The following is a 13,526-nucleotide window of genomic DNA, read 5'->3' as shown; positions in this document are numbered from 1 at the left end:
AGCTACCTGTCGTTGTTCCGTAAAATTATGCCGCTCCTTATTTCTACTTATCCCGGCCCGCCAGCGTACCAGTACAACGGGCACTTACAAACAATTATACCGAGTTTAACCCGGCAGGTAACGGGAGTTGTCTACGAACGCGAACGGTTGACCCTCTCCGACGGTGATTTTGTGGATCTGGACTGGGTCAATGCAGGCCAGTCCCGACTGGTCGTTCTGACGCATGGGCTCGAAGGCGACAGCCAGCGGCAGTATATGCGGGGTACGGCCCGACTTTTTGCCCAGAATGGGTATGATGTTTTAGCCTGGAACTGCCGGTCGTGCAGTGGCGAGATGAACCGCGCTTTCCGGCTCTACAACCACGGTGAGATTGGCGATATTGATGAGGTTATCCGGCACGCGTGCCGAACGAGACAGTACCGTGAAGTGGCCCTTGTTGGCTATAGTATGGGCGGCAACATTACGTTGAAGTACCTGGGCGTTCATGGTAAAAACCTCCCCGACTTAATTAAATGTGGAATAGCGATCTCGTCTCCGACTGATTTAGGCGCGAGTGCCCGGCTGCTGGATCATCCGTCGAATCGATTTTACCGGAATCGATTTATGAAAAAGCTGGTCGTTAAAATCAGTCAGAAAGCCGACCGATTTCCGGGGCGATTAGATATGACCAAACTGCGGCAAGTGAAACGCTGGCGCGATTTTGATGAGTTTTTTTCGGCTCCTGTCAATAGTTATCGCGATGCCGACGATTTTTACACCCAGGCTTCGGCCATTAACTTCATGCCCGATATAGCCGTGCCGACGCTGCTGCTGAATGCCCTGAATGATCCGCTTCTGTCGCCCGAGTGTTCGCCAAGTTGGCTGGCCGAAGCACATCCGCATATTTATCTCGAAACGCCCCGCACGGGCGGACACGTTGGGTTTGTCGTTAACCGCGATCCCCACACCTATGCCGAACGGCGGGCCCTGGCGTTTGCACAGGGACTCGTTTAACCCAATCATTCCCATGAAGATTGTTTTTGCTGACGCCTTTACCCTTAATCCCGGTGATCTGGACTGGGAGCCGATCAGGTCGCTCGGCGACGTAACGTTTTACGATCGTACCAGCCCTAAACAACTTGTAGAACGTCTTCAGGACGCGGAGATAGTACTGGTTAACAAGGTTAAGCTAAACCGCGAGACCATAAGCCAGCTGTCCAGGCTGCGCTATATTGGTGTGGTCGCAACGGGCTACGACATTGTGGATGTGGCAGCCGCCCGCGAACGAGGCATCCTGGTGACCAACGTCCGCGGCTACAGTTCTGATTCGGTAGCGCAGTTAACCTTTGCACTGCTGCTGGAACTTACCTATCACGTTGGGCGGCACGCTGCCAGTGTCCACGCAGGCGAGTGGGTGGCATCGCCTGATTTCAGTTACGCTAAAAGTCCGCTGGTTGAGTTAGCCGGAAAAACGCTGGGGCTTGTTGGCTACGGCGACATTGGACGAAAGGTTGCCGATATTGGTAAAGCGTTTGGCATGCGGGTTCTGGTCAATCGGCGTCATCCGGCCCAGATGTCAGATTTAGGCGTAACCTTGGTCGACCAGCCGACTTTGTTTGCCCAGAGCGATGTGGTGTCGCTGCACACCCCCGCTACACCCGACACTATCGGGTTTGTGAACCGCGATCTATTGATCCGCATGAAACCAACGGCTTACCTGATCAATACTAGTCGGGGCAGTTTGTTGAACGAAGCCGACGTAGCTGATGCGCTGAACAACGGTCATCTGGCCGGTGCCGGGATTGATGTTCTATCCATTGAGCCGCCCAAAGCCGACAACCCCTTGCTAACCGCCAAGAACTGTTTGATTACACCTCATATAGCCTGGGCCAGCCATGAAGCTCGCCAGCGGCTAATGAACGAAGTAGCCGATAACGTGCGGGCGTTTATAGAAGGGAAACCGAAGAATATAGTGAACGAGTAAGACAAAAAACGCCCGAATTCGGGCGTTTTTTGTCTTACCAACTTCAATCGTTTTATTCATGTACTAGCAATGCGAATCAGATCCTCAATCTGATTAATGATGGTCGCTTTTTCAGGAATGTTGATATCCTGACCAACTATCTGATAACCCGTCAAGAGCAAATGAGTATCCGGAAATGTTTTAGCCAGACGATCCACGTATGGCTGTACCTCGTGATTGGAGGGCACCGACGTAATAACCGTAAAGATGTAATCAGGCTTGTGTATGTTAAAGGCGAATTCCAGCTCATTGAATGGCAGGCTCTGGCCTAAATAAATGACTTTATTGTACCGGGCCCGGACAATGTAGTTGGCAAAGAGCAAACTAATTTCGTGCAACTCGCCCTCGGGCAGAAACAGCATATACTTTTTGCCATTAGGTCGCTGTTTGTTGACCTGACCATCCACCGCAACGATGATTTTCTGGCGGATCAGGTTGCTGATAAAATGCTCCTGTGCCGGGCCAATTGAGCCGGTTACCCAAAGCGTACCAATACGGCTCAGAAACGGATAGATGATGTGAATCATCGTGTTCTCAAAGCCAAACTGCAGAATATTGGTGCTGATGATTTTCTCGAATCGTTCCTCGTCGAGATCAATCATGGAGATAGTCAGTGCATGAATCTGATCCGGATAGTTTAACTGGCGGTCCGAAATTTTGATGACCTCACGGTACATCTCCTCTATCGACAGCTTCGAGATTTCGGAAATTTTGTAGCCATGATCTTTCAGCAATGAGATATTCAGGACCAGCTTTAGGTCCCGATCGTCGTAGGTACGGATGTTCGTATCCGTACGTTTGGGCGTGATGATATTGTATCGTTGTTCCCAGATCCGCAGCGTATGGGCCTTAATTCCCGATAGCTGTTCTAAATCTTTGATGGAGTAATTACTCATGGAACAATGCTGTTACATACAGGTGGCATAAACGAATCTGTAATCGGCGGGCAGCTAAAGGCTGCAGTTTCTAATTAATAAGGCGACAAAGTCTCGCTACCGATAGATTCCAGCAATCCCGTAAACACAAATGAGTTCCAGAGCCGAGATTTCTGATTGATCGGTTTCGAAAATTAAACCGAAAAATAACTATTTTGTTTAAGGGATCAGGTAAAAAAGATAAACAAATTATGGGTAATGAAGAAAAAAAACTGAAGAGCCAGTATCCACTTGGCCAGACGGTTTTCTTTGCGAAAGGGCAGCAGATACCAGAGACTGAACAGCAGGAGCGATACCAGCCACCAGCCAAAATAGTTCTGCCAGGGGACGGGCTGATCAAACCAGGTCCAGAAATCCAGCCGGACAGCGACAGGTTCAATAAAGAAATCCAGCAGGACCATTAACGAAGCTGCCGTAACAATTTTACTAGCAGTCGGCAGACGAAGCCGATCGCATACGGAGCCGCAGCAGTAGGAAAGAGTTAGCCAGTTAATGCCAATGACAGGCGGGACAGCCCATAGTTTAACTCCTAGTCCCCAGCCATACGCGTAATGTCCGAAGACAGCGCCCGTATGAACTCCCAGAACTTCGATGAAATAGCCCGTAAGAGCCGCTAATACTGCGTACAGATAAAAGGAAGGTCGCCAGTCGGTATGGTAAAGAAGAAGGATCACCAGCGAACTAATGAGCGTTAGTGGGCTAAGGGGCCTGAAATAATCAGCCAGGCCGGGCAACTGCAGCCCAATCACCCCAGCCAGATACGCCAGTACCAGAACAGTTCGGATGGTAGGGTGGTAACGGGGCGGTATGGGAACACTTACAGGCATGAAGAAGAAACGCTCTGTCAAGCCCGAAAGTTAGCCTGTCGGTAATGAAAAAAGCCCCGACAAGGTCGGGGCTTAACTTACCAGGGTGAAAGACGGGGCTCGAACCCGCGACCTTCGGAACCACAATCCGACGCTCTAACCGACTGAGCTACGATCACCGTTTTGGGATTGCAAATATAAAAAAGTTTGTGGTTTGATGGTCCTAGTTCGTTGTTAAAAATTTTCATACTAACAAACGAAACCAGACCAGATCAAACCACACAACAGGATCAGGCGTTTTGTTGCTTGCCTAATTGATACCGTTTTTCGGCAGCGTTCCAGTCTACAACATTAAAATAAGCTGCGATATAATCTGGCCGACGGTTCTGATACTTTAGATAGTAAGCGTGTTCCCAAACGTCAAGGCCAATAATTGGGAATCCCTTTACGTCGGCAACATCCATCAGCGGGTTATCCTGATTAGGCGTTGAGGTGACGGCTAATTCGCCCTGTTGATTTACAATGAGCCAGGCCCAGCCAGAACCAAATCGGGTTGTGGCCGCTTTGGTAAACTCGTCTTTGAAGGCGTCGAATGAGCCAAACTTCTGGCTGATTGCCTCGGCGAGTTCACCCGTTGGCTGACTACCTCCATTACCTGACAGCGTGTTCCAGAACAGCGTATGGTTGTAGTGTCCCCCACCATTATTGCGCACAGCTACCGGCGCCTGACTAACCGTTTTCAGCAAGTCTTCGATGGATTTATTTTCCATTTCGGTACCGGCGATGGCGTTATTCAGATTCGTCACGTACGCATTATGATGCTTGTCATGGTGGATTTCCATGGTCTGCTTGTCAATATTTGGTTCGAGCGAATCGCTTGGGTAGGGTAGCGGATCTAGTACAAAAGCCATTGGATTGTTATGTTAAATTGGAAGATTATTCGGTTGGTTTAACAACCCTCTCTCGGTTTATGTTCTTAAGCCTCGAAAAAACTTCGTTAGTAAGGCCTGACATTCATCGGCTAAGATACCTGTTTCAAGCCGCGTTTTTGGGTGCAGCAGCGAGGGCTCGTGGCGGCTATAACCCCGTTTAGGATCAGCCGCTCCGATAACGAGCCGCCCAATCTGCGACCAGAATAACGCACCGGCACACATCGCGCACGGCTCCAGAGTAACGTAAAGCGTACAATCCGCAAGATACTTGCCACCCAGGTATTGCGTAGCGGCCGTAATAGCCATCATTTCGGCATGAGCCGTTACATCGCCGAGCTGTTCGGTCTGATTGCGGGCTTTACCGATGATTCGGTTTCGGCAAACCACCAGTGCGCCAACGGGAATTTCGCCGTCATCAGCAGCTTCCTCGGCCAGACTCAGAGCAATTTCCATAAAGTATTCGTCCGTCATGAGTTGGAAAATCAGGCCCGTTGGTAAACCCTATACGGTGCTTATCAAAGAGCGACGTTGACGGTTTACTGTTTCAGAACTTTTCGGACTGTTTGCCGATCACCAACCTGCACGCGCAGGAGGTATAGACCAGCGGGCTGATTACTCAGGTCAAGTTCTGTGCGTTGTAGGCGACTTGTTTGCTGCATTACGGCCCGGCCCCGGGAATCTGTCAGCGAAAGTACGGCCGGATCGCGGGCGCGGGAAGCGTCAATATCAACCGTCAGCAAAGCCGCAGTTGGCACGGGATAGACGTTCACCAGCGGACCGAGGTTTAAGTCTTCCACCCCCAGCACCGTGAGAACTGACACCGTAGCTGTGCCGGACACTTGTCCGGTTCCGCAGTTATTTGTCAGGGACACAATCCGGTAAGTTGTTGTACGGGCTGGCCGCACCTCAACGATAAGCGGATTCACGCTCGTTACCAGCGAATAGGTCCGCAGGCTATCCGCGTAGGTCAGATTCCAGGGCCCGTCGCCACCAAACGTAACCGTCAGATTCGCAGGTGTACCTTCGTAGATGCTCTGTGTACCCGCCAGCAAAGCCGTTGGTCGGGCGCGTACCGTCAGAACGGTTTGGCTGTTTGTGCCGACAATACCGATTTCCGGATTTGAGGCTTTAACCCGGACGTAATAATCGCCACTAGCCAGCGTGACGGGCAGGTTAGCCACTATGGGGCTACCGGCAGCGCCCGTCGACACCTCGAACGTTTTGGTCGTATCGGCAACACTGACCAGCTCAGCCCGGAAGACATTACCACTGGTGAACGTGCCCGTTGTTGTGAACGGTATGGCCAGCGGATTGCCCGTGCAGAGTGTAGCACTGCTGAGTGCAGCGGTCGTAATTGTGGGTACCTGAACTGTAACGACTGCCGTTGCCGGGTTTCCAGGGAGGCCATTTCCGCAACTGTTTGCGACGGCCGCAACCTGATAGGTAGTGGTATTACGCGGCAGAACCTGAATGGTTGTGTCTGTTGAGTTGGCTATACCGGAATACCCGCCCGTGAGCGTATAGCTAAACGGTGGTGCCCCCGTGAACTTCAACGCTAATGGGGTCCACTGCCCAAGGTTTACCGAGGCACTACCCGTCAGGGCCAGCGTAGGTGTGGTATTGACAATGACCCGGATGGTTGATCGCGGGCTATAGCAGCCATTTGCCCCAATCTGATAGACGTAAAACGGGTCGCCACCCGGCGTAACGTTGGCATTGGTGGTAGCCGGAACCGGAGCGTCGGGCGTAACGCGGCCATACGGGTCAATCCAGCGCAGGCTACCGTTTGTTTCAGCCGTTGCCTGCAGAGGAGCTGCCTTGTCGTTGATGCAGTAGCTAACGAGCGAACGGGCAACAGTGGGAGCGGCTGTGGTGTTAATTCTAACCTGTAAGGTTGCCTTGCCGCCCTCACAACTGTTGACGGTCTGGCTGACCTGATAATTCAGAACGCCCGTTTGGGATATGGGGGGCGTTGGTGCCGTGGGAAACGGATTTCCATCGGTATTGTACCAGCGCAGATTCTGCCCGTTGGCCATAAGAGGTGCTACGTTTTGTTCCGGCTGATCCGGCTGGCTCTGGCAATACGCTACGTTCGCAACGCTCGGTGGTCCTGGCAGCGGTTTGATGGTTACGACCAGATTTGCTTTTTCCCGGCTTTCGCATCCCTCGCTGGATACCTGGGTGGCTTTGTATAACTGATCGCCGACAGTGTTGGTGGCCGGTATAGGCGCCCCGTCGAGCAGCTTGTCGGCAGCATCATACCATTTAATAGTGCTACCATTGTTACCCGTAGCCACGAGCTGCTGCGATGGGCCATTGTTACAGAAACCAATCGGACTTACGCCCGGAGCGGCTGGGGTTGCCTTTACGTTTACCGTTAATCCAGCGCGGACGCTTTCACAGCCATCAAGCGTTTGGCTGACATAATACGTTGTACGGCCCGCGTTTGTATTCGCTGGAACTGGTGCATTGGGCGAGGCTGTCCCACCTGTCGAATTCGTGCCGTACCAGCTGGGGGTAGTATTCGCTGCGAAATTGGCCGATAAAGCTGGAGCCGGGTAGTTCTGGCAGAAATCGACGCCCGTTACCCCCGGTGCGTCGGGCGTATCTTTAACCTGAACCGGAATGGCTGCCCGGTCGCTCTCGCAACCGTTTGTGGTTTGTGTTACGTAGTAGTTTGTCTTTCCAACCAGGTTTGTATTCGGAACGGTTGGTGTACTGGATGGCATTCCTCCTGTCGGGTTCGTGCCGTACCACCGCAAATTCTGACCGACTGCCGAAAGCGAAGTGGCCTGAGTGCCTTCGCAGTAGGGACTAGGTGCAACAGTCGTTGGTTGGGCAGGAACGGCATAGACGACGGTACGCAAGCTGGCGCGTGGCCCTTCGCAGCCATTAACTGACTGGCTAACGTAAAAAGTTGTTGAGCCGGTTGCGCTGGTCGGGGGCGTTGGTGCCGTTTCGGAGGGGGTGCCCCCGGTAGCGTTCGTGCCGTACCAGTTCAGTGTGCCGCCCGAACCAGGACTGGCCGTCAGCGGAGCCGCCGGCTTATTCTGGCAGAGGTTCGTTGGGCTGATTGTTACGGGGGCGGCTGGCAGAGGTTTTACAATGACCAGAATGGCCGCCCGGGGGCTTTCGCAGCCGCCGACCGTCTGGCTGACGTAATAGTTTGTTGGGCCGACAGAGGCTGTACTCGGGGTGGTGGCTATAGTGGTTGAGGTGCCCCCGGTTGCATTGGCCCCGTACCAGTTCAACGTCCCACCGGCGCTGGGCGAGGCTGCTAAAGCCGTTGCGGTAGCACTTTGGCAATAAGAAGGTGCCGGACTGGTCGTTGGGGGCGCTGGCAGAGGTTTTATAGTAACCACAATGGCTGTTCTCGGTCCATCACAGCCACTTTTTTCCTGACTGACGTAATAAGTATCGCTGGCCTGGTTACTGGGAACGGTCGGCGTGGTTGTGAATGTGCCGCCGGTTGCACTAGTGCCCCACCAACGTAAGGTAGCGCCCGCATCGGCTACCGCGGATAGTGGCTTGGTGGGCGCGTCCTGACAGGTTGGCTCAGGGGTGGTTGCCTTTGGAGCGTCTGGGAGCGTGTTGACCGTCACCACAAGCGTTGCGCGGGGACCCTCACAATTCTTCAGGGTCTGGCTGACATAATAGGTAGTCGAACCTGCCTTGGTTGTGTTGGGTGTTGGCGCAACCGATGAAGGCGTACCGCCGGTTGCGGTGGTGTACCAGTTTAGGGTAGCCCCTGCAACGGGTGAAGCCGATAAAGGGCTGGCCACATCGCCAATGCAGTAAGCCTTAGGACTGGTGCCCGGCGCATTGGGTCGGTCGTTCACCGTAACGGCAATACTTGTTGGCGCACTTGAACAGCCATCTACATTCTGACCAACGTAATACGGTGTCAATCCAACCAGATTCGTGTTTGGAACAGTTGCTTTACTGGTTGGCGTGCTAGTGGGGTCAGTGCCATACCATTCCAGCGTACCTCCTGAGGATGCTGTAGCTTCCAGGGGTTCTGCTTTTTCGCCCTCGCAATACTGAGGGGGAGTTGACGTGCTGGGCGGACCCGGAGCCGCGTTTATGGTGAGGGGTTGTGTGTTCGAGCTGACTCTGGATGGGGTCGTAGAGACGATTCGGACTTTATAGGCCGAACCGGCCACTGCCGACTTAGGGATTGTTGCTGAAATAGTCGCGTTTGTTGGGAGAATAGGGCTAAGAAGAAGCGTTCCTATAACCGTTGGCGTAGCTGGAAATGCGCCATTAGCGTCGGATAACTGCGCTCGAAATACGTTAGTACTTCCAAAAGCGCCGGTCGTTGAGAAAGGAACCGATAGGCTTCCACCGGGACAAACAGCCTCGGGCGTTACCTTGTTTACTACAATTATTTGGGCAAAACCGGGCACCGTCAGCCCGATGAGACATAAGCAGTAAAAGAACCAGGAGTAAAGAATACGTCCCTGCATATACAAATGAAAAAAGAGGCTGTTAATCGCCTAAAGTTAGAGTATTTATAAAATAATCGGGAAGGATGCTATCCGCGAATATCTTTGAAGATGGACGTAAAAAAAGGCTACCAAGAGCGGTAGCCTTTTCATTTTGCTGGTTACACACCGCGAAATGCCTTTTATTTCACTGTATGGCATTATAGATAACCTCGTGAATCCGCCGACGGAGCTTGGTTGTATTGATGGAATTGTTGCCGGCCGTTGGATAGATTCGGTTCGACAAGAATACAAAAATCAATTCCTGATCGGGATCAACCCAGACAACGTTACCCGTAAAACCAGTATGTCCAAACGAGCGGGGAGACACTTGCTCGGTCATGTATACGCTGCTGGTGCTTTCGGGATTCGGCTTATCCCAGCCTAATGCCCGATGGCTGCGGCTACTAAGCGTTTGGGTAAAAAAGGGTACCGTCATGGGGTTGAAAATACGCGCCCCGCCGTATTCGCCTTTCTGCAAATTCATCTGAAGCAACGTCGCAATGTCATGCGCGTTGCCAAATAGCCCGGCATGGCCTGATACGCCACCCTGCACGGCCGCCATCTGATCATGAACCGTACCAACCAGGAGTTGATTTCGGTAGTAAGTGTCCTGTTCGGTAGGGGCACAATGTGGATTTTTCAACCGTTGCAACGGCGTAAAGCCCAGTTGATGCAGCCCCAGCGGATTATAGATTGTCTCCGTAACAAACTTGTCCAACGGCTGTTTCGTGACGCGCTCCACGATTTTCTGCAGCGTCAGAAAGTTCAGATCGCTGTAAACGTAGGCAGGCTTCCCGGATTCGCCAACCTTACGCGACATGGGCGATTGAACGACCCACTTCCAGACAGAGTCTTTGAGGGCAGGGGTTGCCCAGAGGGTAGGAGCTACCTGCAGGGTGTGCAGACTATCGGGAGTGGGATTGTAATACTCTGCTTTCAGCCCACCGCCGGGCGTTCGGGTACGATCCCAGGTCGTTGGGTAATACGATACCATCCCTGACTGATGCCAGAGCAAATCCTGCAGTGTAATGTTCTGCTTGTTCGTGCCCCGCAGTTCGGGCAGGTAGGCAGAGGCTTTCTGATTCAGATCGATCTGTTTCCGGTCGTAAAGCACCATGACGGCCTGCAGCGTAGCGAGAACTTTCGTTAGTGATGCCAGATCATAAAGAGTTTCGTCGGATACCTTTTCCGCTCCGGGTGAGTACGTCAACGCACCGAAGTTTTTGCTGTACACAATCTTGCCTTTACGAGCAACCAGAATTTCGCAGCCCGGCACAACCCGGTCGCGAACAGCAGCCTGCGCAATCGCGTCAATCCGGGCAAGTGTCGTTGATTTCATCCCTACGCTCTCTGGCGAACCCGCCGACAGGCGACCCTCGGGACTTAATACCTCGCCTAAACCGACTTTCAGACTACCCGTTGAAACAGGCAGCATACCACGCGAGCCCAGACCGCCAAACAGGACCTGAGGAACTATACTCTGCATTTCGTCGAATTCCTGGTAGGCACAGACCAGGGCGTCGGCACCGGCAAACTGCGTCAGACTATAAGGCGACCCAAAAGCCGTTACGATAACCTTGGTGCCGCGCTGCTTCAAACGGCTGATCAGATCCAGGGATGCCTTGGTGATACCAAACCGCCGATAAGCCGATTCGCTCATTTTGTGGAAGCTGACGACAACCGTATTAGCGTCGCCTAACTGAGCCAGCGCATCGCTCAGTTCCGACTCTGAAGCGATTTTGTCCGGATAAGCGAGCGTCCGGAAGGGAGCGTATTGGTTTAGCGCCTTCTGAAACACATTTCCCGGTTCGGCGCCGATCGCTACCGATCCAAACCGAAGCGTATCCAGTTTACCAATGGGCAGCAGATTGTTCTGGTTTTGAACGACCGTAACGGATTGTTCGCATAACTCCTGCTTGAGCAGCTGCGCTTCGGGCGAGTTAAGATCGGCCGACAGATTCGCGAGGTTAATCGGCTTGTAGTTGTTAAGGCCCGCCCAGTATTTAGCCCGCAGAATCTTCCTGGCTTTTTCGTCAATAAACTCCTGCGAAATAACCCCCTGCTGAACGGCATTCAGAATGTTCAGTGTAGCCTCACGAACGTTTTCGGGATACAGCAGAATGTCGTTTCCGGCCATCAGCGCCCGCAGATTAACGTCGATGGCTTTCGACCGGCTGATGCCGCCCATATTCAGGGCGTCCGTAAAGACCAATCCCCGAAAGCCCAGTTCTTTTTTCAAAACCTCCGTTACGATCTTTTCCGACAGTGTTGCGGCCAGCGCCGGTGTGTTATCCATAACCGGAACGTGCAGATGCCCGGTTACGACGCCCATCAGACTATCGGCAATGAGCTTGCGGAAGGGGTACAGATCAATTTCCCGCATCTGCTCCGACGACCGGCTGATGGTTGGCAGCGTGTGGTGGGAATCGGCGTTGGTATCGCCGTGTCCGGGAAAATGCTTGGCCGTTGCAATAACGTGCGTCTGTTGCAGACCACGCATGTAAGCCGACGCTTTCAGCGCTACGTTCTCTTTGGATTCGCCAAACGACCGGACACCAATGACCGGATTCGCCGGATTACTGTTTATATCCGATACCGGCGCGAAGTTGATATGAATCCCCAGCCGCTGGCATTGCCGACCGATCTCGGCACCCATACGGTAAATCAGTTCATTATCACGAATGGCACCAAGAGCCATTTGCTTTGGAAAATCCATTGCGCTGTCCAAACGCATTCCCAGACCCCATTCACCGTCAATGCCGATCAGCAGAGGAACTTTCGACAGCGCCTGATATCGATTTGTTAATACGGCTTGCCGGTAAGGACCACCCTGGAAGAAAATCAGCCCGCCGATATAATTGTTCTGAATGAGGTGATCAATGTACTGGTAGTGGTTTTCGTGGCGGTTTGAGAAAGTCGCCACCATGAAGAACTGACCGATTTTCTGTTCGGGCGTGAGCGTGTTAAATACACTATCTACCCAATGCTGTCCGCTGTCGGAGAGCGTAAATACTTCGATTGGCTTCGCCGGTGCGTACGTCCGTTCAGGCATAGATACGGCTACCGGACGCTTGACAACAGCCTTACGGGATGTAGTGGCATGGGAAATCCGGAACCAAACTGAACGGCCCGGTTTGGTTAAACCAAACGCAGTCAACAAACTGGCAGACAGCAAGCCGATGAGTAAAATCGGCCGTACAAGGTTGTTACGCATGGGCACTCGACGGGTAAAGAAAGTACAGTCAGCTAGCGGTGGCTGAACGCCAAACCATAAAATTAGCCAAACAGCACCGCAAACCATAGTGGGTATTTGAATTGTCTAAGTTTTTAACGAAAAAATGTAGGGCAAATGTTTATAACCCAAAATAAGATTATTTCCTGGGCAAAGGGCTATTTATACTGTATACGGTAGATTATGTTTAGGAATATTATTGTACAGATATTTGAAACACTTAACGCAGAAAGTGAACACCTGCTGGTGAGGAATATGTCTAGCTGATTATGAATCGTATATGGACATTTATTGGTCTGTTTCTGATGGCTATGCCAAATGCCTTCGGGCAGACTACCAGCAAAGCGTATAAAGCAATGCTCGAAACGCTGTACAAAAAGTCGGTGCCGCTGATAAGCGTGACAGAACTGAAGAAAATGCCAAATGTGGTGTTGCTGGACACGCGGTCTAAAGCCGAGTATGACGTAAGCCACCTGCCGAATGCCCATTGGGTCGGCTACGATGATTTCGATCTGAAGCGAGTACCGTCAATTCCGCGAACGGCAAACATAGTCCTATACTGTTCTGTAGGCTACCGAAGCGAAAAGGTTGGCGAGAAATTGCTGGCTGCTGGTTATCAGCACGTCTATAATTTATACGGCAGCCTGTTTGAATGGGTCAATGAGGGGAACCCGGTAGTAGATAATCAGGGGAAGCCAACCCAGCGCGTTCATGCCTACTCGCGACTTTGGGGTGTCTGGCTGAAACGCGGAGAAAAAGTGTATGAGTAATTAGTCTGCCTGAGCAGGACGAATTGCCGACAAGGCTGCCAGCAGGCGTTTGCTCCAGGCAGATTTGTCAATCTTTACGACCGGCTGCCAGCACGAAACAACTGACGTTACTTTAGGCCGGTGCGCTACCACCGAAGCTTTTGCTTTCATCTGTTTCCGAGCGGCAAACAAGTTGTGCGGATGGCCCATACTTAGTGCCTGTCCGCTTACGCCCATCAATAGTGTTCCAACAACGAGTAAGGTTTTCATTGCCTTCTTTCTTAAGTATAGTGCAAAGATACATGCTTTGTTGGGTATCTTGCAATACATAGTACTAATTTTTTTAAATTTTTATTGAAAAAGGCCGGACATCAACATGAGCA

The 13,526-nt window shown here is 52.1% G+C and carries 10 protein-coding genes and 1 tRNA gene; 3 read left to right on the top strand and 8 right to left on the bottom strand.

The annotated features are described in order from the left end of the window. Positions 1-27: 27 nt before the first annotated feature. Both HNV11_RS22235 and HNV11_RS22230 read left to right on the top strand, forming a co-directional pair. On the top strand, positions 28-993 hold the full coding sequence (locus tag HNV11_RS22235) for a YheT family hydrolase (protein ID WP_171741757.1): 966 nt from the start codon (positions 28-30) through the stop codon (positions 991-993). Positions 994-1,006: 13 nt separating this feature from the next. Then, positions 1,007-1,963, top strand: coding sequence for a D-2-hydroxyacid dehydrogenase (locus HNV11_RS22230; protein WP_171741756.1), 957 nt, complete (start codon positions 1,007-1,009; stop codon positions 1,961-1,963). A gap of 56 nt (positions 1,964-2,019) precedes the next feature. Here HNV11_RS22230 and HNV11_RS22225 read toward each other — a convergent pair whose 3' ends face one another. From HNV11_RS22225 to HNV11_RS22195, 7 genes are all read right to left on the bottom strand, one after another. Next, positions 2,020-2,898 carry a MerR family transcriptional regulator gene (locus HNV11_RS22225; RefSeq protein WP_171741755.1) on the bottom strand — a complete coding sequence of 293 codons (879 nt, stop codon included), beginning with the start codon at positions 2,896-2,898 and terminating at the stop codon, positions 2,020-2,022. Positions 2,899-3,104: 206 nt separating this feature from the next. Further along, positions 3,105-3,764 (bottom strand): carotenoid biosynthesis protein, encoded by a 660-nt coding sequence (locus tag HNV11_RS22220; protein ID WP_171741754.1) that lies wholly within the window; start codon positions 3,762-3,764, stop codon positions 3,105-3,107. 83 nt (positions 3,765-3,847) lie between these two features. Beyond that, positions 3,848-3,923 (bottom strand) — tRNA-His (locus tag HNV11_RS22215). A 110-nt stretch (positions 3,924-4,033) separates the two neighbouring features. Beyond that, the gene (locus HNV11_RS22210) at positions 4,034-4,654 is read right to left on the bottom strand and encodes a superoxide dismutase (protein WP_171741753.1); all 621 of its coding nucleotides are present in this window, start codon (positions 4,652-4,654) and stop codon (positions 4,034-4,036) included. Positions 4,655-4,711: 57 nt separating this feature from the next. Beyond that, on the bottom strand, positions 4,712-5,146 hold the full coding sequence (locus HNV11_RS22205; protein WP_171741752.1) for a nucleoside deaminase: 435 nt from the start codon (positions 5,144-5,146) through the stop codon (positions 4,712-4,714). A gap of 65 nt (positions 5,147-5,211) precedes the next feature. Next, positions 5,212-9,141: an Ig-like domain-containing protein gene (locus HNV11_RS22200; protein WP_171741751.1), complete on the bottom strand. Its 3,930-nt coding sequence runs from the start codon at positions 9,139-9,141 to the stop codon at positions 5,212-5,214. 166 nt (positions 9,142-9,307) lie between these two features. Further along, on the bottom strand, positions 9,308-12,376 hold the full coding sequence (locus HNV11_RS22195; RefSeq protein WP_171741750.1) for a glycoside hydrolase family 3 N-terminal domain-containing protein: 3,069 nt from the start codon (positions 12,374-12,376) through the stop codon (positions 9,308-9,310). Between the two features lie 287 nt (positions 12,377-12,663). Between HNV11_RS22195 and HNV11_RS22190 the strand changes: the two genes are divergently transcribed. Next, entirely contained in the window at positions 12,664-13,164 is a 501-nt protein-coding gene (locus tag HNV11_RS22190) for a rhodanese-like domain-containing protein (protein WP_171741749.1), read from the top strand. Here the strand turns inward: HNV11_RS22190 and HNV11_RS22185 are convergent, their stop codons facing one another. Next, positions 13,165-13,413: a hypothetical protein gene (locus HNV11_RS22185; RefSeq protein WP_171741748.1), complete on the bottom strand. Its 249-nt coding sequence runs from the start codon at positions 13,411-13,413 to the stop codon at positions 13,165-13,167. Positions 13,414-13,526: the final 113 nt, after the last annotated feature.

The organism is Spirosoma taeanense (genome assembly GCF_013127955.1).
GTDB lineage: Bacteria > Bacteroidota > Bacteroidia > Cytophagales > Spirosomataceae > Spirosoma > Spirosoma taeanense.
This window is presented reverse-complemented; position numbering and strand designations above follow the sequence as displayed.